This window comes from Bacillus silvicola (assembly GCF_050524305.1).
Taxonomy (GTDB): domain Bacteria; phylum Bacillota; class Bacilli; order Bacillales; family Bacillaceae_G; genus Bacillus_A; species Bacillus_A cereus_AT.
This window is the reverse complement of the sequence record NZ_JBNGVC010000013.1, coordinates 539687-560631: the sequence shown is the minus strand read 5'-3', so window position 1 is coordinate 560631 and position 20945 is coordinate 539687. Positions and strand designations below refer to the sequence as shown.

Sequence of the window (20945 nt, the reverse complement as noted above, 5' to 3'; positions counted from 1 at the left end):
AAAAAATAGTATGTTAGCGTTTTCATAACTTTTAAGTTATGCTAGAATAAGGACATAAGTTATTAATTATTACAAAAAGAAAAAAGAATTCCTTTTTTCTGTTAATTATAAGGGGGCATTTCATTATGCGTATTGGGGTACCAGCAGAAATTAAAAACAACGAAAACCGTGTGGCAATGACACCAGCAGGTGTTGTACATTTAATTCGTAACAATCACGAAGTATTCATTCAAAAGGGTGCAGGTTTAGGATCTGGTTTCACAGATACTCAGTATGTTGAAGCAGGAGCGAAAATTGTTGATACAGCTGAAGAAGCTTGGAACATGGAAATGGTTATGAAAGTTAAGGAACCAGTTGAAAGCGAATACAAACACTTCAGCGAAGGTTTAATCTTATTCACATATTTACACTTAGCTCCAGAACCAGAATTAACAAAAGCGTTAATCGAGAAGAAAGTTGTCGCGATTGCATATGAAACAGTACAATTAGAAAACCGTTCTCTACCATTACTTGCACCTATGAGTGAAGTAGCTGGTCGTATGGCTGCACAAATCGGTGCACAATTCCTTGAGAAAAACAAAGGCGGTAAAGGTATCTTACTTGCAGGTGTTCCAGGGGTTAAACGTGGTAAAGTAACAATTATCGGTGGTGGACAAGCTGGTACAAATGCTGCTAAAATTGCAGTTGGACTAGGTGCGGATGTAACAATCATCGACTTAAGTGCAGAACGTCTTCGTCAATTAGATGACATTTTCGGAAACCAAGTAAAAACTTTAATGTCTAATCCTTACAATATTGCAGAAGCTGTAAAAGAATCTGATCTTGTAATCGGTGCAGTATTAATCCCAGGTGCAAAAGCGCCAAAACTTGTAACAGAAGAAATGATTAAATCAATGGAACCAGGTTCTGTTGTTGTAGATATCGCGATTGACCAAGGTGGTATTTTCGAAACAACTGACCGTATTACAACTCATGATAACCCAACTTATGAAAAACACGGCGTTGTTCACTATGCAGTTGCAAACATGCCAGGTGCGGTTCCACGTACATCAACTCTTGCATTAACAAACGTAACAGTACCATATGCAGTACAAATTGCTAACAAAGGCTACAAAGAAGCTTGCCTAGGCAACTCTGCATTACTAAAAGGTATTAACACATTAGATGGCTACGTAACATTCGAAGCAGTTGCAGAAGCTCACGGTGTAGAGTACAAAGGTGCTAAAGAATTATTAGAAGCAGAAACAGTATCTTGCTAATAGAAGCATTATACAAAACAAAATCGAACAATATATAAAACAACATGATAAGAGCTAAGAGATAATACCTCTTAGCTCTTCTTGGTAAAAGGGGGCATTCATCGTGGCCAACCTATTCAAAAAGAAATCCGTTACGCAATTGTTAGGGGAAAGTAAAAGTAAAACTTTGACGAAAACGCTAGGGGCATTTGACCTAACAATGCTAGGGATTGGTGCGATAATTGGTACAGGAGTTCTAGTATTAACGGGATTAGTAGCAGCAAGAGATGCTGGTCCAGCAGTTATTTTTTCATTTATGATTGCAGCAATCGTTTGTGGATTTGCAGCTTTATGTTATGCGGAGGTTGCATCTACACTTCCTGTTTCAGGTAGTGTGTACACATATTCATATGCAACAATTGGTGAATTTGTTGCCCATTTAATGGGATGGACATTGTTATCCGTATATGTCGTAACAACTGCCGCAGTAGCTGGCGGATGGACAGGTTATTTCAATAATTTAGTGAGTGGATTGGGACTTGAAATTCCAAAAGCATTGTTAACGATTCCATCGCAAGGTGGTATGGTGAACTTACCGGCAATTATCGTTACGTTGGTTATAACTTGGTTATTATCACGAGGTACGAAAGAAAGTAAGCGTGTGAATAACATAATGGTATTAATTAAAATTGGTATTGTTGTTTTATTCATTGCAGTTGGTGTATTCTACGTGAAACCAGAAAACTGGATACCATTTGCACCGTACGGCTTAAGTGGAGTCTTTGCCGGAGGAGCAGCAGTATTCTTCGCTTTCTTAGGATTTGATGCATTAGCAACTTCTGCTGAAGAAGTAAAAAATCCGCAACGTGATCTACCGATTGGTATTATTGCTTCGTTAGTTATTTGTACAATCATTTATGTTGTAGTTTGTCTCGTTATGACAGGTATGGTTTCTTACAAGGAATTAGATGTACCAGAAGCGATGGCATATGTACTAGAGGTTGTAGGGCAAGATAAAGTGGCTGGTGTAATCGCTATTGGAGCTGTAATCGGTATTATGGCTGTAATTTTCGCTTACATTTATGCGACAACACGTGTATTCTTCGCAATGAGCCGTGACGGTTTATTACCAAAATCTTTTGCGAAAATTAACAAGAAGACAGAAGCACCAACATTTTCAGTTTGGTTAACAGGAATTGGTAGTGCTTTAATTGCTGGATTTATCGATTTAAAAGAATTGTCGAATTTAGCGAATATTGGAGCGTTATTAACATTTGCGATGGTTGGTGTAACTGTCATCATTCTTCGTAAAACACATCCGAAATTACAACGTGGATTTATGGTACCACTTGTACCAATCTTACCGATTATTTCAGTTGCATGCTGTCTATTCTTAATGCTAAATTTACCATTAACAACATGGATTTACTTCGGTATTTGGTTAGCAATCGGAGTGGTTGTATACTTTGTTTATTCGAAAAAACATAGTCATTTAAAAGACGATGGAAGTTCGCAAGATAGTTTAGAAAAAGCTAATTAAAAAAAGCTAAATAAAAGGGATATAAGATAGTAAGCCTTGTGCGTCTAGGGAACGCGCAAGGCTTTTTATTATGTAAATATAAAGGGAATGGATATGGTTTTGTAGAATTTTGTATGTCGTAATATGCAAAAGGGGTGTAAGAATGAGAATAAAAGAAGATATAAAAGTTGTCGTTGGAGCAGAGGGATACAATAATAACCCTGGTTGGTTACATACGAATGAAGAAGAATTAAATTTATTAAAAAGAGCAACGTGGCTTAATAAATTTCAGCTTAATTCTTTATCAGTAATTTTAGCGGAACATGTATGGGAGCATTTATCGTACGAAGAAGGAATCGAAGCGGCAAAAATTTGTTATGAGTTTTTAACGGAGGATGGATATATTCGTTGTGCAGTGCCAGATGCATTTTTTCCAGATGAAGAATATCAGGAAGGTGTACAAGTAGGCGGACCAGGTCCATTAGATCATCCAGCAGCAAGCCACAAAATCGTTCATAACTATAAAACGATCACGTCCATGTTTGAATCAGCAGGTTTTCAAGTGAGGGTTTTAGAATATTGTGATGAGAATGGTGAGTTTCATTATAATGATTGGGATGAAAAGAAAGGATTCATTTATCGATCGAAACGTTTTGATCATAGAAATCAAGATGGTAAATTAGAATTTGCTTCGTTAATTGTGGATGCAGTGAAAGTTAATAAAGTGAAACTTTAATCAGTGGGTGGCTTCATCCTCACTGATTATTAGCCTTCACCAATCGGGCTTTTACGGGCAGTTAATGTGGGTTAAATAAGAGAAGGATGCACGATAGTTTTCGTGCATCCTTTTTGTATGAAGAGTATGATGGATGCGGAGAATATTGATATGTGCATGTTGAAATGTGAACGGAATTGTCAAAAAAATCTTTCGGATTTTATTGACACATATGAGTAGGCGCTCATATAATAAAAGTATAAGATATATGAACAGTTGTTCATATGTTCAATTAAAGAGGTGAGCTATAATGGCTGAAAATAAAGTAGAAACACCGCAGGAAACTTGTTCTCAAACGGTAATTCATGAGGAAATCGTGGATCAAGTGAAGCAAACAATTCCGACGGATGAAAGTTTAAGTAAAGTAGCAGAATTATTTAAAGTATTAGGTGACCGTACACGTACGAGAATATTACATGCATTATTTGAAGCTGAAATGTGTGTTTGTGATTTAGCTTATTTATTAGGAATGACGCAATCTTCAATCTCACATCAGCTTCGTGTATTAAAGCAAGCAAAGCTTGTAAAGAACCGTAAAGAAGGAAAGGTAGTTTATTATTCATTGGCTGATCAACATGTAATTCATATCTTCGAGCAAGCATTTGAACACGTAAACGAGGAAGAATAAAAACGCGAGGAGGGAGAACGATGGCAGAAGCATTAGTGAAAAAGAAACTTATGCTAGAAGGCTTAGATTGTGCGAATTGTGCAATGAAAATTGAAAAGGGTGTTGGGAATATAGAGGGAGTAACATCTTGTTCTGTAAACTTTGCAACTAAGACGATGCTTTTAGAAACACCACAAAATAAAGAAAATCAAGTTGTTACAGAAGCGAAGCAGCTCGTTACAAAATTGGAGCCGCATATTAAGGTACAAGAAGAGAAAAAAACAAAAGCGGCGAAAGAAGTATTTATATTAGAAGGTTTAGACTGTGCGAACTGTGCAATGAAGATTGAAAATAAGGTAAAGGAAATGTCAACAGTTTCAGAAGCGACTGTTGATTTCGTATCAAAGAAATTAAGAGTAGAAGTTGCGAATAAAAGAGAACTTGAATCGACTGTGCAAGATATAAAAAATGTTGTTCAAAAGTTAGAGCCAGATGTAAAAGTTGTTCGTGAAGAGGAAAAAGGACACGACCATGGCCATGATCATGGTGATGGAAATGTGAAAAAAATGATAGGAAGATTAGTAGGCGGCGGAATTTTGACAGGAATTGCTGCATTAGCCGGATTACCGCAAATGATAACAATTCCATTATTCGTTCTTGCTTATTTATTAATAGGTGGAGATATCGTTTGGAGAGCGGTAAGAAACATCACTCGCGGCCAAGTGTTTGATGAAAACTTTTTAATGGCAATTGCAACTTTAGGAGCTTTCGCGATTCAACAATATCCAGAAGCAGTTGCGGTAATGCTATTTTATCAAGTAGGGGAACTATTCCAAAGTATTGCGGTAAATCGCTCTCGAAAATCAATTACTTCATTAATGGATATTCGTCCTGATTATGCAAATGTGAAAGTTGGAAATGAAACGAAACAAGTATCACCAGAAGATGTGCAAATTGGTGAGTATATTATCGTGAAACCAGGTGAAAAAGTACCGTTAGACGGGAAAGTAGTTGAGGGAACATCAATGATGGATACTTCAGCGTTAACAGGTGAATCCGTACCGCGTGAAGTAGAAGTTGGTAATGACGTATTAAGTGGTTTTGTAAACCAAAATGGTGTATTAACAATTGAAGTTACAAAAGAATTTGGTGAATCTACTGTATCAAAAATCTTAGATTTAGTACAAAATGCAAGTAGCAAAAAAGCGCCAACAGAAAACTTTATTACGAAGTTTGCGCGTTATTATACTCCAGTCGTAGTTATAACAGCAGCGATTATGGCATTTATTCCACCACTTATTTTAGAGGGTGCTACATTCTCCGATTGGATTTATAGAGCTTTAGTGTTCTTAGTAATCTCTTGTCCATGTGCACTCGTTGTATCGATTCCTCTTGGGTTCTTTGGAGGTATTGGTGGGGCATCTAAAAGTGGTATTTTAGTAAAAGGAAGTAACTATTTAGAAGCATTGAATGATGTGAAATATATCGTTTTTGATAAAACAGGAACATTAACAAAAGGTGTCTTTAAAGTTACGAAGATGGAGCCTAGTGAAGGTACTACAGCTGAAGAGCTATTAGAATATGCAGCATTTGCAGAAGTATATTCTAATCATCCGATTGCACAATCTATTCGAAATGCATATGGAAAATCAATCGATGAAAATAGTATTGAAGACTATAGTGAAATTTCAGGTCATGGTACGGTTGTAAAGGTACAAGGAAAAGAAATTTTCGCAGGTAATGCTAAATTAATGAGAAAAGAAAACATTACATTTAAGCAACCAAATACAGTAGGTACACTCGTTCATGTTGCTGTAGATGGTAAATATGCAGGTTATATTGTTATCTCTGATGAGGTAAAAGAGGATTCAAAACAAGCAATTCAAAAGTTAAAAGAACTAGGTATTAAGAAGACAGTCATGTTAACTGGTGATGCAAAATCAGTTGGTGAAGCTGTTGGTAAAGAATTAGGTTTAGATGAAGTGCATGCCGAATTATTACCACACCAAAAAGTAGAAGAAATCGAAAAAATTGATGCAGCAAAACACGGTAAAGAAAAGATTGCATTCGTTGGTGATGGTATTAACGATACGCCAGTATTAGCACGAGCGGACGTTGGTATTGCGATGGGCGGTTTAGGATCAGATGCAGCAATTGAAGCTGCTGACATCGTCATTATGACCGATGAGCCTTCAAAAATCGCGACAGCTGTGAAAATTGCAAAACGTACACGTAGTATTGTATGGCAAAATATTATATTTGCATTAGGTGTAAAAGGGCTAGTTTTATTACTTGGTGCCTTTGGTATTGCAACAATGTGGGAAGCGGTCTTCTCAGATGTTGGTGTGACATTACTTGCAGTTTTAAATGCAATGCGTGTACTACGAGTGAAAGATTTATAAAAAAGAGGATGCAACCCGCGTCCTCTTTTTTATCGGTTATTTTGTTGAAATTGACTCAATAAAATAATATCAAATATTATTTTAGTTTTGAATAACGTAATATTGAATTTTACAAATAAAAAATATTCGCCATGTTATTTTAATATATTTTTTACAAATATCCATATAGTATTGAAAAAACAGAGAAGGAGGAAACTTCTCTGTTTATTTTTGTATGTTTTTTTCAACTTGTTCGCGAACAGTTTGAATATAATTCATTTTATGATCCCAGCACTCTTGGCTTAAATCGACAGGATACTCTTCGGGGTTTAAAGTTCGCATGTATTCTTCCCAAAATAGAGCGAGACTCTGTTCGTTATATTTTTGAATATCTAATATACTTGGTAGTTCATATGTTCTTTCACCGTTAACGAAAATGTCTTTATGCAGTTCACGTGCTTCAAAGTTTGTTACGAATTTACTTATATATGTGTGAACGGGGTGGAACATTTTTAAGCGTTTTTCTTTTTCGGGCTCTTCAGAATCTAACGCAATATAATCGCCTTCAGCATGATTATTAACCCTGTTGACTATGCGATAAATTCGTTTAAGCCCTGGAGTTGTAATCTTTTCAGGATTAGATGAAATTTTAATCGTGTCATTTAATTTCCCGTCAGTATCTTCAATCGCAACTAGTTTGTAAACAGCCCCTAATGCTGGTTGCTCAAAGGATGTAATTAATTTTGTTCCAACACCCCATACGTCAATTTTTGCTCCTTGAGATTTAAGGTGCATAATTGTGTATTCATCTAAATCGCTAGAAGCAATAATTTTTGTATTTGTAAATCCAGCCTCATCTAGTAATATTCTTGCCTTTTTAGACAAATAAGCCATATCGCCACTATCAAGACGAATGCCATAGAAATCAATACGATCTCCAAATTCTTTTGCGACACGAATCGCATTTGGAACACCAGATTTTAATGTGTCATATGTATCAACGAGAAAGACACATTTTTTATGAGTTTCAGCGTATTTTTTAAACGCGACATATTCATCGCGATACGCTTGAACGAAAGAGTGAGCATGTGTGCCAGCTACAGGTATCCCGAAGCGTTTTCCAGCACGAACGTTGCTGGTAGATGAGAAACCACCAATAAAGGCAGCTCGTGTTCCCCAAAGGGCAGCATCAAACTCATGAGCGCGTCTTGTACCGAACTCTAAAAGCTCATCATTATTTGCAGCGTGCTTCATACGTGCAGCTTTTGTAGCAATTAATGTTTGGTAATTTACAATATTTAAGAGGGCGGTTTCAATTATTTGTGCCTCACCGAGTGGCGCATCAACCCGTAATAAAGGCTCATTATTAAAAACAACTTCACCTTCTTGCATACTACGAATCGTTCCAGTAAATTTCATGTTTTGTAAATAATGAAGGAAGTCTTCTTCGAATTGCAGCTCTGCTAAATAAGCGATGTCACTTTCGGTAAAACTGAAATTTTCTATGTACTCTACAATTTTCTCAAGACCAGCAAAAACAGCATAGCCGTTTTCGAATGGAAGCTTTCGAAAGTATAAATCAAAAACAGAACGGCGATTATGAATACCATCTTTCCAATATGTATAAGCCATGTTGATTTGATATAAATCTGTATGTAAGGCGTAACTATCGTCTTTATAATGATTCATTGCGAAAACACCTCCGTAATTTGGTTATAGTATACCAATTTTTCCCCTTGCGTAGCAAAGAAGTAATAGGGAGTGAAGTCAAGAGAGAAAAAAATGAAATAATGCATATTTTTTAGAAAATTTACATTTATCAATTTATATTTCTCTAGATTTTATGTATTATTAGAGTAATGGGGGTAATGAGAATGGAGGAGGACAATGCAACAAACATTAGAAAAAATAGGCAAGCAAGTTTTTTATAAACGGCTACAGCAAAAAATGACACAAGAAGAATTATGTCAGGGCATTTGTTCTGTCTCATACTTAAGTAAGATCGAAAATGGAAAGATAGAAGCATCAGAAGAGATTCTACAATTGCTCTGCACAAGATTAGAGATTGCCGTGACGGATTTGAGAGATGTAGAAGAAGATGTGAAGGTGAAGTTGGACGAGTGGTTGAATGCATTAGTTCATTTGGACAAGCAACAAGTAGAACGCATATATGAAGAGTTGCAAGGTGAAATGCAGCATGTTTTAGATTTTGAAATTATAAATTATTATAAACTGCTTTATACGCGGTATTTAATGATGAAACGAGATCTACCAGCTCTTGAAGAAGAGTTGGATAGATTAAAAAAGGTGTATAAGAAATATTCACCATTTCAAAAAATGCTTTATACGTATAGTAGAGCACTATTATACTCTGTGCAATACAAATATACGCAAGCTTTAGATTACTTACTAAAAACAGAAACTATGGCTAAAGAGTTAGGATATTATGAAACAGGAATATATTATAATTTAGCACTGACATATAGTCAGATGGAAATAGACCATATGACGTTATACTTTGCTAATGTTGCATTGGAAGGTTTTAAGAGTGAATATAAGTTTAGAAATATAATAAATTGTCAATTTTTGATTGCATTTAGCTACACTAGAAAAAAACAGTATAATGAAGCGATGGAAATTTATAATCATATCTTGAGGGAAGCGAATTCTTTTGCAGATAAAGATAATATTATGTCGATTGCTCTAAATAATATAGGTTATTTACACTATCGTCAAAAAGATTATTTGAAGGCGAAAGAATATTATTTAGAATGCTTGAAATACAAAAAAGAAGAAGATATGAATTATATTGATGCTATGTATGAGCTCTCGTTACAGTGTATTCAATTAGGAGAGCTTGAGGAAGCTGCAGAATGGATTGAAAAAGGTGTTTCTGCGGCAAGAAAAGATGATAGATACAAAGGAATGCTATATTTATTATTAAATTTACGATATAAGTATTTTGAAAAAAGGGACGTCTATAAAAAGTTTTTAGAAACAGAAGTAGTTCCTTTCTTTAAGGTAGAGGAAAATATAAAGGATTTAAAGAAAGTATACTTAGAATTAGCCGAATACTTAGAAGAATGTTTGGATTTTAAAGAAAGTAATCGCTATTATAAATTAGCGATTAACTTATTAGAAGAATAGAGAGGGGGGATAGTATGAAAAAATTAATCGCAGGAACATTTGTTGTTGTGGCAATTGCAGCAGTAGTGTTGGATATTCAGTATGCTTGGAAACCAGATACTCTTGGTCAAGAAGCTAAAACAGTTCAACAAATTAATTCATAATAAGGAAACCCCTTTCCAACAGGAAAGGGGTTTCTCAATATTTGCTCCCTAAAATTCTACAAAACTTGAGAAATTAATTAATTGAATTTTTAGTATATTAATAGTGAAAACATAATGCTAATATGAAATTACTCTTTTTCAAAAAAATTTTTTATTAGGGGGAAGGTTATATGAAAAAGAAGAGTTTAGCATTAGTTTTAGCGGCAGGAATGGCAGTTACTGCGTTCGGAGGGACAGGCTCTGCATTTGCGGATTCTAAAAATGTGCTCTCTACGAAGAAGTACAATGAGACGGTAAAGTCACCTGAGTTTATTTCTGGTGATCTAACTGGAGCGACTGGTAAGAAAGCGGAATCTGTTGTGTTTGATTACTTAAACGCGGCAAAGGGTGATTATAAGCTAGGGGAAAAGAGTGCGCAAGATTCTTTTAAAGTGAAACAAGTGAAAAAAGATACTGTAACTGATTCAACAGTAGTACGTATGCAACAAGTTTACGAGGGAGTACCTGTATGGGGATCTACTCAAGTAGCTCACGTAAGTAAAGATGGTTCTTTAAAAGTATTGTCTGGAACAGTTGCGCCTGATTTAGACAAGAAGGAAAAGCTGAAAAATAAAAATAAGATTGAAGGCGCAAAAGCAATTGAAATCGCGCAACAAGATTTAGGAGTAACACCTAAGTATGAAGTGGAACCAAAAGCGGACTTATACGTATATCAAAATGGTGAAGAGACAACGTACGCATATGTTGTGAATTTAAACTTTTTAGATCCAAGTCCAGGAAACTATTATTATTTCATTGAGGCAGAAAGCGGTAAAGTATTAAATAAATACAATACAATTGATCATGTGACAAATGATGATAATTCGCCGGTTAAACAAGATGCTCCTAAACAGGATGCTAAAGCAGTTGTAAAGCCTGTAACAGGAACGAATAAAGTGGGAACAGGTATTGGAGTGTTAGGTGATACGAAGTCACTTAATACAACGCTATCTGGATCATCTTATTATTTACAAGATAATACGCGCGGAGCAACGATTTTCACATATGATGCGAAAAACCGTTCAACATTACCAGGAACATTATGGGCAGATGCTGATAATGTATTTAATGCAGCGTATGATGCGGCGGCAGTTGATGCTCATTACTATGCGGGGATAACGTATGATTACTATAAGAATACATTTAATCGTAACTCAATTAATGATGCGGGTGCGCCATTAAAATCAACTGTGCATTATGGAAGCAAGTATAATAATGCATTCTGGAACGGTTCGCAAATGGTATACGGAGATGGTGATGGTGTAACATTCACTTCATTATCTGGCGGTATTGATGTAATTGGTCACGAATTAACGCATGCTGTTACGGAAAATAGCTCGAATCTAATTTATCAAAATGAATCAGGAGCGCTAAATGAAGCGATTTCTGATATCTTTGGTACTTTAGTAGAATTCTATGATAACCGTAACCCAGATTGGGAAATTGGTGAGGATATTTACACGCCTGGTAAAGCAGGAGACGCGCTTCGCTCTATGAGTGATCCAACGAAATACGGTGACCCAGACCATTATTCTAAGCGTTACACTGGTTCAAGTGATAACGGTGGAGTTCATACAAACAGTGGTATTATTAACAAACAAGCTTATTTATTAGCAAATGGCGGTACGCATTCTGGTGTAACTGTAACTGGTATCGGTAAAGATAAGCTAGGTGCAATTTATTACCGTGCAAACACACAATATTTCACGCAATCTACTACATTTAGCCAAGCTCGTGCTGGTGCAGTACAAGCTGCAGCTGATTTATACGGTGCGAATTCTGCTGAAGTAACAGCAGTTAAGCAATCATTTAGTGCTGTGGGTGTAAATTAAGGCTTTAAGGGAAGTTATTAATAAAATACTTCAAAAATAAAGAAGGAGCCTATGCTCCTTCTTTATTTTTTTCTCCATTTTTTCCACAAATAAAGCAATCCAATGCAACCTGCGATTGTTACAATCCACTTCGCTTCATTTGTTCCGTTCATAACTTGGTATGCCGAATATACTTCAATCAATAAGGCCGGTATTTTACCTATTGTGCTGGCAATACTGAAAGAGAGTAATGACATTTTTCCTAGAGCTGCAAATAAAGTAACGATACTTGATGGGATGAAAGGTATCAATCGAAACGATAAAACGAGTAGAAAGGCCTCTCTGCCTTCTACATAAAGAAGACGCTCTACCTTTGGGTGCTTATTCACTTTATCGTGAGTGAACTTTTGAAGGCCTATGCGATAAATATAAAACGAGATAATAGCCCCTAATGCCTCGCCTGCGATCGAAATGATTGTGCCATTCGTTACATCAAAGAGCTGTATATTAATGGCGGTCAAAAAAATACTAGGGATAAAACCTAAAAGACTAATGATGATGTTGATTAAGATACTAAGTGGAATTGCGATGGAATAATAGTCTGTTAAGAAGTTTTGAATTGTTTCAGCCATTGTTTAAAATCCTTTATCTTTTTTTGCATTACACCATATTTCCATTGTATAGGCAAGTGCAAATTTACATAATGTAGAAAAACGTTGATAGAGAAGGTGTTTTATACCTTATATAGGTATTGGGTATATAAAAATAGGGGTATATTTTTAAGGTTTTATAAAATGTGTATAAATCCTTTGAATAAAAGGGTTTTACGACGATTACGATTGGTATATATATTCGGGAAATAATTTTTAAAATAAGGGGGTATATATTTAAAAAGGGGAAAAACAGTGATTTGATGAAAATAGAGTGGTAAATATAGCAAAATAGCTGAAGGATTTAAAAAATGTATGTGTTTTTTCGTTGTGAAATTGACTTTTAATGAAGTTACGATAATAATCATGGAAGAGGTGATATGATGAAACGGATAAGCAGTCTTTTCTTGAGTAGTTTATTGGCACTAATGCTGATCTTAAGTGGATGTGCAGGAAAAGAACAAAAAACAGAGAAACAAACAGGGAATCAAGGTACGTCAGTAGAAAAAATTAGTGATAATATTTTAGATGAAATGGAAGGTCCACCTAAAAATGGTCATACGATTGAAAGGCATGTAGGCAAATCAGAAGAGGATTTGAAGAATCGTTTGAAGACAGATAAAGTATCAGCGGCAAGTACATACTATGATAAAGAAACAGCGACGAAAGCTGTGAAAGATAGTTTGAAGCAACATGATAAAGAAATTCAAGATTGGTTAAAAAATTCTAAAGAGACTCGTCTCGTATTAAATACAACTCATTCATTCCCGGTTGGGAAAACGGTAATAAAGAAAAATATGAATGTAAAAGACAAGTTAGTAAAAACCGTTACTGTTTTAGCGAGAGATAAGTCAGGAGATTTAGGATATAAGATTATTACTTCTTATCCATCTGACAAATAAGAAGGGGGAGTACATATGCATACGACATTACAATACTTTCTTAAATCATACTGTACGTTAAGTATTCATGAGGATGAAATAGTAAGCGTGATGGAAGAGTTTATAGAGCAAGAAGATGAAGAAATTGTTTTGAAATTACGCGATGAATTAATATATATGAAGAAAAAGAACGCGTGGGAAGAAGCGTGCGTATTAGCTGCGAAGCAAGGGAATCGTATATGGTCTTTAGAAGAAACGAAGGATCATCTTGAAACTTTTTTACTATTACTGCAAAAGAAAAAGGCGTGAGTAGATCACGCCTTTTTCTTTATGCTTTTTGAAATTTGTCCGTTTGATAGTATCTCATTGTTTTGGGGCACTTTTATATACGCTTTTTGAAATTTGTCCATTTGATAGTACTTCACCATTTTGTGTTACTTTTTTATACGTAACCGCTGTTATTTTATCATCAGTTCTACTAATTACTTGAGAAGAAACTTCAACATTTTTACCAGTATTTGTACCGAAAATGCGTGTAGTAATACTACCTCCATTTGAAAATGCTTGAATATAAATATGATTACCTGTATTGTTTTTAAATTGTAAGTCCGGACCATAATCTGCCACTGCTGCATCTTGCCCAAGTGGTAAATAATTTACGGGCATAGAATGATTACTTCGAGAAACAATTCCTAAATCTGCTCTTAAAGCTGCGCTATATAAAGTACTACTGACTTGGCAAACGCCTCCGCCTGCACTTTGTATAACTTTGCCTTGTGAATATACTGCTGCAGATTTATAACCATGTGCAGCATCAGTTACACCAACACGGCCATTAAAACTAAACGTTTCATCAGGTGCTACAATAACTCCACTTAAAGTATTAGCTGATTTGTTTACGTTAAAGGATTGATTACCATTACGGCCAGCCATTGGAGTAGAGTACTCAGCAATTACTTCTTTAATCCCCATTTTCTGTATATCTTCTGTAGAACGTTCTGGTTTTATTAATGTAACAGGTAATGTAACATCTGATTTACCAGTAGTAATAGCTTCGTTTGTTAAATTGCTTAGTTTGCCTTTATCAATTTTTTCTCCGTTTTGACTTTGACTAACATTTACAGTAGAGCCTTCAACACTTAATTCTGCATTAACAGGATTTTTTAATGTTTCATTATATTTATCTTTTATAAAGGTTTCATAAGCTGTTGTATTTAATTGTGGTGTCAATTTATAGTCACGTTTTAATTCATCGTTTTCAGCTTGCTTCCGCATTTTGTAACGACTCATTACGTTTCCTTCTTGTTCTTTAAAGATTTTGTTTACAATATCTTTCTCTTTATAATTTATACCTAAATCTTTCCATATGTAAGTTTGTTTATCATCTTGGAATATGTAGGTAAGGGATTTTTGATCTAATTCATTTATTTTTTGATTAATAATTGCTTGAATATCTGCTTTATTTTTTCCATCAAGAGAAATACCTTCAAACGTAGTATTTGGTAATGCGGTGTTATTTAATTGATTATTTAATTTGGATACATATTGATATCCACCAATACCGCCTACACAAAGTAATATGCCCCCTGCAATTGCAGAACCGATCAGTATTTTACTTAGCTTCATTTATTTCCCCCCAGAAATTTGTGTATAAATATATGTATTACATTTTTTGTATAAAAATGATGAAAATAACAGTATGTAAGTCCTAGTATACTATTATTTTCATTGTGTGTGTAATATTTTTATAAAAAATGTTACACTGTTGTAATAATTGTCTCTTTTTGTCACAATATGCATAAAAATTTGTTGAAAATTATAATAAAAAGGCTGTCTAGAAAAATCTAGCAGCCTTTTTATTATAATTTTTTATGCTCATTTTTATTCGTAACACCGAGATGTTCTTGAAGTGTTGTCGATATATTATTGACGCTTTTTTCGTTTGGAACGTAATAATAAATACCATCTATATATTTATCTGTACCTTCCACTTGAAATTTGTCCATTTTTAAACTTGAATCCATTGAATTTTTTGCAATTGTCATCATATCATCAAAAGTTAAATTTGTTTTTAAATCATTATCGACAGCATCTAGTAGACCACCGATTTTATTAATAGAATTAAGAGATAGTGCTTTTTCGGCAATAGCTTCTAAAACAAGTTGTTGTCGTTGACCGCGCATATAATCGCTATCGATATGACGAGTTCTAGCTAGTGCAAGTGCCTCTTCTCCGTTTAAATGTTGACGTCCTTTTTTAAGATGAATTGCATTTGCTTCGTCTTTACTATTTTGTTCTGTAAACTCAACCGGAACATCGACAGTAATACCACCAAGGGAATCAACGATTTTGATAAAGGATTTAAAGTTGAATTTTACATAGTAGTCAACTGGAACGTCTAAAAAGTTCTCTACTGTATCAATCGTGCTGTCTACACCACCGAATACGTGCGCATGTGTAATTTTATCGTATTTATCACGTGATTTAATGTAGACGCGTGAATCACGTGGAATGCTGACAAGTTTAACGGATTTATCATTTTTATTAATTGTTGCAAGTAATAAAGCATCTGTACGGGTTGCTTTTCCGTAATCTTTTTCCCTAATATCACTTTCATCAACACCCATGATAAGAACAGAAATATTGTCAGTCATAGGTTTAACAGCTTTTTCACGTTTGCTGGATTTATCTCCTCGGCCGAGTTCAGAATAGGCGTTGCTTAAGACGGATTTTGCTTTACTGTATATATGGAAGGAGTAACCTCCTGCTCCAAGTGCTACAATTAGTAATGGAATAAGAAGGAACCAAAGTAGGCGTGTTTTCTTTGAGCGTCCTTTTTTGGCTCGCATATTGTTGTTTGTGTCGGATTTCATCATTTTTTCTCCTTTAAAACTATCCAAGTGTATACATCTAGGTGTATTTAAAACACATAAAAAATATTTTACGCTAAATAAAAGCGATTGTACATGTATAAAAAATAGATGTCTTGATTATTTATAAGACATCTATTCGTTATTGTATACAAAAGATAGGGATAAGAAAATGATAAAATTTTACCTAATTACAACATAATACTTACAATAATCGCAGATAAAATACTAACAAGAGTAGCGCCGTATAGCAATTTTAGACCGAAGCGGGCAACGACATTTCCTTGCTCTTCGTTTAACCCTTTTACCGCACCAGAAATAATTCCAATGGAAGAAAAGTTAGCAAAAGAAACGAGGAAGACAGAAATAATACCAACTGTACGGATAGAGAGAGTGCTGGAAATTTTACTAAGATCCATCATTGCTACAAATTCATTTGTTACAAGCTTCGTTGCCATAATGCTACCAGCTGTGACAATTTCAGAACTTGGTACGCCGATAAGAAATGCAATAGGGGCGAATACATAGCCTATTATTTGCTGGAAAGTAACTCCAAATATAATGAGGAATAGGTCATTAATACAACTAATTAATGCGACGAATCCAATGAGCATAGCACCGACGACAATTGCTACGCGAAAACCATCAAGAATGTATTCTCCAAGCATTTCAAAGAAACTTTGTTTTTCCCCTTTGATTTCCAAAATGTCTTCATCATCGTTAACGTCGTAAGGGTTAATAATGAGTACGATAATAAAACCGCTAAATAAATTGAGAACGAGTGCGGTTACTACATATTTTGGTTCGATCATTGTCATATAGGCACCGACAATGGACATAGATACTGTTGACATAGCAGAGGCGCAAAGTGTATAAAGTCGATGTTTTGGAATTTGGGCTAATTGTTTTTTTACCGTAATAAAAACTTCTGATTGGCCGACAATAGCGGAAGCGATGGCGTTGTAAGATTCTAATTTACCAAGACCGTTTATTTTACTAAGAAAGAAACCAATCCAATGAATAAAGAATGGTAGTATTTTGAAATGTTGTAATATACCAATTAAGACTGAGATGAAAACAATCGGTAATAATACGTTAAGGAAAAATGGCATTTCTCCTTTATTTGCAAGACCCCCAAATACAAAATTTATTCCACTGGCAGCATACTCAAGTAGCCTCGTAAACAGATTGGAAATTATCGTAATAAGTACGAGGCCAATTGCTGTATTTAATAATAAATAAGTTAAAATTAACTGTATAATAAGCATGATAAAAATTGGTTTAAATTTAATATGTTTTTTATTGTTGCTAGCAATGTAGGCAAGGAAAAAAACAACGATAAGTCCAACGAAAAAAGTGATAAATTTCATAATAGGCCCCCTAAAAGAGATATTCTGCTATATATGTTTTTCATTTAAAAGGAGAATATGCATGTTTGGTAAAGAGAGGAATAGAGGAATCATGAATATATGTAGAGTACATCACGTTGCAATTATTAGTTCAAATTATGAAGTGTCAAAGGATTTTTATACACGAATATTAGGTTTCAAAGTGATAAATGAAGTATACAGAAAGGAACGAAATTCTTATAAGTTAGATTTATGTGTAGGAGAAGAGTATCAAATTGAATTATTTTCATTTCCAAGTCCGCCAAACCGCCAAAGCTTTCCAGAGGCTGCTGGGCTTAGACATTTAGCTTTTGCCGTTACTGATATAGAAGAAGCTGTTAAACATTTAAACCGATGTGATGTTGAGACGGAATCGATACGTGTTGACGAGATAACGGGAAAAAAATTCGTCTTTTTTCAAGATCCTGATGGTTTGCCATTAGAATTGTATGAGGACTGAAAATTGGTGAATTTTATATAGGGTTGCTTTCAAGTAAATGAAGAAACTAAAGTGAAACTTCTTTTTTAAAGGAGGTGTAACTTTAGCTAAGAAAAGCTAAAGAACATATGTGGATATTTTAAAATTATTGATGGTAGCTGTTCTGATTGCACTAACAGGTTTTTTTGTAGCTGTAGAGTTTGCAATTATAAAGGTGCGTAGCAGTCGTATTGATCAACTCGTTAGTGAAAAAAGACGAGGCGCATTGGCAGCCAAAAAGGTAACTTCAAATTTAGATGAGTATTTATCGGCATGTCAGTTAGGAATTACGATTACTGCTTTAGGACTCGGGTGGTTAGGAGAGCCGACGATTAAGCATTTACTCGAACCACTGTTTTTAAAATTAGATTTATCTCCTGCAATTGCAAGTACAGTTTCATTTATTATTGCATTTGCAGTTATTACGTTTTTACATGTTGTAATTGGTGAACTCGCTCCAAAGACTTTTGCAATCCAAAAAGCAGAGCAAGTTAGCTTATTATTATCAAAGCCCCTTATTTATTTTTACCGAGTTATGTATCCATTTATTTGGGCTTTAAATGGCTCTGCACGATTTGTGACAGGCTTATTTGGCTTACATCCCGCTTCTGAACATGAAGTTGCACATTCTGAGGAGGAACTAAGATTAATCTTGTCTGAGAGTTATGAGAGTGGCGAGATTAATCAAGCTGAATTTAAATATGTAAATAACATCTTTGAATTTGATAATAGGGTAGCAAAGGAAATCATGGTACCTCGTACTGAAGTTGTTGGTTTATATGAAGATGAGCCGTTTGAGACACATATTAAAGTAATTGCACAAGAAAAATATACGAGATATCCAGTATTTGGCGAAGATAAAGATGAAATTATTGGGATGGTTAATGTAAAGGACTTATTTATTCGTTATATGGATGGTAATCGAGATGAAGAGTGTTCGATTACACCATATACACGTCCAGTTATTGAAGTATTAGAAAATATCCCAATCCATGATTTACTATTGCAAATGCAAAGAAAGCGCATTCCATTAGCTGTATTATATGATGAATATGGTGGCACAGCAGGGATCGTTACATTAGAAGATATTTTAGAAGAAATTGTTGGAGAAATCCGAGATGAATACGATGAAGATGAACATCCACCAATAGAGCATATAAGTGAAGTGTGTAAAATTGTAGAGGGAAAAGTGCTTATTAGCGAAGTAAATGATTTATTTGGCATACATTTGGTCGCTGCTGATGTTGATACAATTGGTGGGTGGTTTATGGTACAAAATCAAATCGTTGCTGAGGGGGACATTATTGAGAAACACGGCTTTTCTTTTAAAGTTCTTGAAAAGGATATGCATCAAATTAAGCGAGTTGAAATAAAGAAAGTAGAAGAATGAATTTTTTATTATATAAACTTTAATAAAAAGGATATATAGAAAAATAAATGTTTGCGCTTTCAAAAAAGGTGCTTTATAGTGAAGGTGGATACTGAAGAATTCTTTTTAATGATACTCGTATTTTATAGGGCGAATTCTTTGGATAAGGATTTAGAATGAAAAGTATAGGTGATGAAAAATGATAGCAACGAAGGATATACGTATAGAAAAAGATTTTTTAGGTGAAAAGGAAGTACCGAGTGTAGCTTATTATGGTGTACAAACATTACGTGCCGTAGAAAACTTTCCGATTACAGGATATCGCATTCATCCGTCACTCATTACGGCAATGGCAATTGTAAAAAAAGCGGCAGCGCTTGCGAATATAGATACAGGTTACTTGGCTAAAGATATCGGACAAGAAATTGTAGAAGCTGCACAAGAGATTATGGATGGAAAGTTCCATGATCAATTTATCGTAGACCCAATTCAGGGCGGGGCAGGGACTTCAATTAATATGAATACTAATGAAGTAATTGCTAATAGAGCGTTAGAACGTATGGGGTACGAAAAAGGTGAGTATGCGAAAGTTAGCCCAAACACTCACGTGAATATGGCGCAATCAACAAATGATGCGTTCCCAACTGGGATTCATATTGCAACTCTTATGATGCTAGAAGAACTTCTTGTTACAATGGAAGAACTTCACTCTGCTTTTCATGATAAAGCAAAAGAGTTTGATCACGTTATTAAAATGGGGCGTACACATTTGCAAGATGCAGTTCCAATTCGCCTTGGACAAGAATTTGAAGCATATAGCAGAGTGCTAGAGCGTGATATAAAAAGAATTAAACAGTCTCGTCAACATCTATACGAAGTTAATATGGGTGCGACAGCTGTCGGTACAGGATTAAATGCAAACCCTACTTATATAGAACAAGTTGTGAAGCATTTACGAACTTTTAGTGGTTTCCCTCTTGTTGGTGCAGAGCACTTAGTTGATGCGACGCAAAACACAGATGCATATACAGAAGTATCTGCAGCGCTAAAAGTATGTATGATGAATATGTCTAAAATTGCAAATGACCTTCGTATTATGGCGTCTGGTCCACGTGTTGGGTTAGCAGAAATTCAATTACCAGCTCGTCAACCAGGTTCATCCATTATGCCAGGTAAAGTAAATCCAGTTATGGCAGAAGTAATTAACCAAGTTGCTTTCCAAGTAATCGGAAATGACCATACAATTTGCTTAGCGTCAGAAGCTGGGCAATTGGAGTTAAATGTAATGGAGCCAGTACTCGTATTTAATTTAATTCAATCCATCAGTATTATGAATAATGGATTCCGTGTATTCCGTGAATACTGTATTAAAGGAATTACAGCAAATGAAGAATTGCTGAAGCAATATGTTGAGAAAAGTGTTGGAATTATTACAGCGGTGAACCCTCATATTGGTTATGAAGTAGCATCTCGCATTGCACGCGAAGCGATTGAAACAGGGAAATCTGTTAGGGAGCTATGTTTAGAGCATGGTGTACTTACAGCAGAAGAGCTTGATATTATTTTGGATCCATATGAAATGACGCATCCTGAAATTGCTGGTGCTTCTTTATTAAAGAATAAAAAAATGTAATGTAAAAAGAACCGAT

18 protein-coding genes are annotated in these 20945 nt (G+C 35.0%); 13 read left to right on the top strand and 5 right to left on the bottom strand.

The genetic code is table 11. From position 1 onward, the window contains the following. Nucleotides 1–125: 125 nt before the first annotated feature. The 5 genes from ald to ACP6L7_RS25015 all read left to right on the top strand — a co-directional run bounded on the left by ald (nt 126) and on the right by ACP6L7_RS25015 (nt 6541). Nucleotides 126–1259 (top strand): alanine dehydrogenase, encoded by a 1134-nt coding sequence (gene ald / locus ACP6L7_RS25035; RefSeq protein ID WP_264448598.1) that lies wholly within the window; start codon nt 126–128, stop codon nt 1257–1259. 103 nt (nt 1260–1362) lie between these two features. Further along, complete coding sequence (locus tag ACP6L7_RS25030) at nt 1363–2778, top strand: amino acid permease (RefSeq protein WP_071743815.1); 1416 nt, start codon at nt 1363–1365, stop codon at nt 2776–2778. Between the two features lie 142 nt (nt 2779–2920). After that, nucleotides 2921–3493 (top strand): class I SAM-dependent methyltransferase, encoded by a 573-nt coding sequence (locus ACP6L7_RS25025; RefSeq protein ID WP_071743814.1) that lies wholly within the window; start codon nt 2921–2923, stop codon nt 3491–3493. Between the two features lie 289 nt (nt 3494–3782). Next, nucleotides 3783–4160, top strand: a complete 378-nt coding sequence (locus ACP6L7_RS25020; protein ID WP_000829678.1) for an ArsR/SmtB family transcription factor — start codon at nt 3783–3785, stop codon at nt 4158–4160. A gap of 20 nt (nt 4161–4180) precedes the next feature. Further along, nucleotides 4181–6541 carry a heavy metal translocating P-type ATPase gene (locus tag ACP6L7_RS25015; RefSeq protein WP_097832819.1) on the top strand — a complete coding sequence of 787 codons (2361 nt, stop codon included), beginning with the start codon at nt 4181–4183 and terminating at the stop codon, nt 6539–6541. Nucleotides 6542–6745: 204 nt separating this feature from the next. Here ACP6L7_RS25015 and ACP6L7_RS25010 read toward each other — a convergent pair whose 3' ends face one another. Next, on the bottom strand, nt 6746–8209 hold the full coding sequence (locus tag ACP6L7_RS25010; protein ID WP_097832820.1) for a nicotinate phosphoribosyltransferase: 1464 nt from the start codon (nt 8207–8209) through the stop codon (nt 6746–6748). A gap of 198 nt (nt 8210–8407) precedes the next feature. Between ACP6L7_RS25010 and ACP6L7_RS25005 the strand changes: the two genes are divergently transcribed. The 3 genes from ACP6L7_RS25005 (at nt 8408) to ACP6L7_RS24995 (ending at nt 11681) form a co-directional block, all read left to right on the top strand. Beyond that, nucleotides 8408–9667, top strand: a complete 1260-nt coding sequence (locus ACP6L7_RS25005; protein WP_097832821.1) for a tetratricopeptide repeat protein — start codon at nt 8408–8410, stop codon at nt 9665–9667. A gap of 14 nt (nt 9668–9681) precedes the next feature. Further along, nucleotides 9682–9810: an NprX family peptide pheromone gene (locus ACP6L7_RS25000; protein ID WP_002204499.1), complete on the top strand. Its 129-nt coding sequence runs from the start codon at nt 9682–9684 to the stop codon at nt 9808–9810. 170 nt (nt 9811–9980) lie between these two features. Further along, nucleotides 9981–11681 (top strand): M4 family metallopeptidase, encoded by a 1701-nt coding sequence (locus ACP6L7_RS24995; protein WP_097832822.1) that lies wholly within the window; start codon nt 9981–9983, stop codon nt 11679–11681. A 62-nt stretch (nt 11682–11743) separates the two neighbouring features. Here the strand turns inward: ACP6L7_RS24995 and ACP6L7_RS24990 are convergent, their stop codons facing one another. Continuing rightward, complete coding sequence (locus ACP6L7_RS24990) at nt 11744–12292, bottom strand: TVP38/TMEM64 family protein (RefSeq protein ID WP_097832823.1); 549 nt, start codon at nt 12290–12292, stop codon at nt 11744–11746. A gap of 401 nt (nt 12293–12693) precedes the next feature. Between ACP6L7_RS24990 and ACP6L7_RS24985 the strand changes: the two genes are divergently transcribed. Beyond that, nucleotides 12694–13212 (top strand): RNase A-like domain-containing lipoprotein, encoded by a 519-nt coding sequence (locus ACP6L7_RS24985; RefSeq protein ID WP_141533277.1) that lies wholly within the window; start codon nt 12694–12696, stop codon nt 13210–13212. A gap of 15 nt (nt 13213–13227) precedes the next feature. Further along, nucleotides 13228–13500 carry a hypothetical protein gene (locus tag ACP6L7_RS24980; RefSeq protein WP_097832825.1) on the top strand — a complete coding sequence of 91 codons (273 nt, stop codon included), beginning with the start codon at nt 13228–13230 and terminating at the stop codon, nt 13498–13500. 54 nt (nt 13501–13554) lie between these two features. Here ACP6L7_RS24980 and ACP6L7_RS24975 read toward each other — a convergent pair whose 3' ends face one another. The 3 genes from ACP6L7_RS24975 to ACP6L7_RS24965 form a co-directional block, all read right to left on the bottom strand. Next, the gene (locus ACP6L7_RS24975) at nt 13555–14817 is read right to left on the bottom strand and encodes a VanW family protein (protein ID WP_097832826.1); all 1263 of its coding nucleotides are present in this window, start codon (nt 14815–14817) and stop codon (nt 13555–13557) included. Nucleotides 14818–15050: 233 nt separating this feature from the next. Beyond that, nucleotides 15051–16067 carry an LCP family protein gene (locus ACP6L7_RS24970; protein ID WP_141533278.1) on the bottom strand — a complete coding sequence of 339 codons (1017 nt, stop codon included), beginning with the start codon at nt 16065–16067 and terminating at the stop codon, nt 15051–15053. Nucleotides 16068–16252: 185 nt separating this feature from the next. Next, the gene (locus ACP6L7_RS24965) at nt 16253–17431 is read right to left on the bottom strand and encodes a NupC/NupG family nucleoside CNT transporter (protein ID WP_097832828.1); all 1179 of its coding nucleotides are present in this window, start codon (nt 17429–17431) and stop codon (nt 16253–16255) included. 91 nt (nt 17432–17522) lie between these two features. Between ACP6L7_RS24965 and gloA2 the strand changes: the two genes are divergently transcribed. The 3 genes from gloA2 (at nt 17523) to aspA (ending at nt 20929) form a co-directional block, all read left to right on the top strand. After that, a complete protein-coding gene (gloA2, locus tag ACP6L7_RS24960) occupies nt 17523–17909 on the top strand; it encodes an SMU1112c/YaeR family gloxylase I-like metalloprotein (RefSeq protein WP_097832916.1) in 387 nt (128 codons plus the stop codon). Nucleotides 17910–18018: 109 nt separating this feature from the next. Beyond that, the gene (locus ACP6L7_RS24955; protein WP_097832829.1) at nt 18019–19317 is read left to right on the top strand and encodes a hemolysin family protein; all 1299 of its coding nucleotides are present in this window, start codon (nt 18019–18021) and stop codon (nt 19315–19317) included. Nucleotides 19318–19495: 178 nt separating this feature from the next. Next, complete coding sequence (gene aspA / locus ACP6L7_RS24950) at nt 19496–20929, top strand: aspartate ammonia-lyase (protein WP_097832830.1); 1434 nt, start codon at nt 19496–19498, stop codon at nt 20927–20929. Nucleotides 20930–20945: the final 16 nt, after the last annotated feature.

Coding starts and splice junctions, on each gene's coding strand:
- ald (WP_264448598.1), top strand. CDS start 126: ATGCGTATTGGGGTACCAGCAGAAATTAAAAACAACGAAAACCGTGTG.
- ACP6L7_RS25025 (WP_071743814.1), top strand. CDS start 2,921: ATGAGAATAAAAGAAGATATAAAAGTTGTCGTTGGAGCAGAGGGATAC.
- ACP6L7_RS25020 (WP_000829678.1), top strand. CDS start 3,783: ATGGCTGAAAATAAAGTAGAAACACCGCAGGAAACTTGTTCTCAAACG.
- ACP6L7_RS25015 (WP_097832819.1), top strand. CDS start 4,181: ATGGCAGAAGCATTAGTGAAAAAGAAACTTATGCTAGAAGGCTTAGAT.
- ACP6L7_RS25010 (WP_097832820.1), bottom strand. CDS start 8,209: ATGAATCATTATAAAGACGATAGTTACGCCTTACATACAGATTTATAT.
- ACP6L7_RS25005 (WP_097832821.1), top strand. CDS start 8,408: ATGCAACAAACATTAGAAAAAATAGGCAAGCAAGTTTTTTATAAACGG.
- ACP6L7_RS25000 (WP_002204499.1), top strand. CDS start 9,682: ATGAAAAAATTAATCGCAGGAACATTTGTTGTTGTGGCAATTGCAGCA.
- ACP6L7_RS24995 (WP_097832822.1), top strand. CDS start 9,981: ATGAAAAAGAAGAGTTTAGCATTAGTTTTAGCGGCAGGAATGGCAGTT.
- ACP6L7_RS24990 (WP_097832823.1), bottom strand. CDS start 12,292: ATGGCTGAAACAATTCAAAACTTCTTAACAGACTATTATTCCATCGCA.
- ACP6L7_RS24985 (WP_141533277.1), top strand. CDS start 12,694: ATGAAACGGATAAGCAGTCTTTTCTTGAGTAGTTTATTGGCACTAATG.
- ACP6L7_RS24980 (WP_097832825.1), top strand. CDS start 13,228: ATGCATACGACATTACAATACTTTCTTAAATCATACTGTACGTTAAGT.
- ACP6L7_RS24975 (WP_097832826.1), bottom strand. CDS start 14,817: ATGAAGCTAAGTAAAATACTGATCGGTTCTGCAATTGCAGGGGGCATA.
- ACP6L7_RS24970 (WP_141533278.1), bottom strand. CDS start 16,067: ATGATGAAATCCGACACAAACAACAATATGCGAGCCAAAAAAGGACGC.
- ACP6L7_RS24965 (WP_097832828.1), bottom strand. CDS start 17,431: ATGAAATTTATCACTTTTTTCGTTGGACTTATCGTTGTTTTTTTCCTT.
- gloA2 (WP_097832916.1), top strand. CDS start 17,523: ATGAATATATGTAGAGTACATCACGTTGCAATTATTAGTTCAAATTAT.
- aspA (WP_097832830.1), top strand. CDS start 19,496: ATGATAGCAACGAAGGATATACGTATAGAAAAAGATTTTTTAGGTGAA.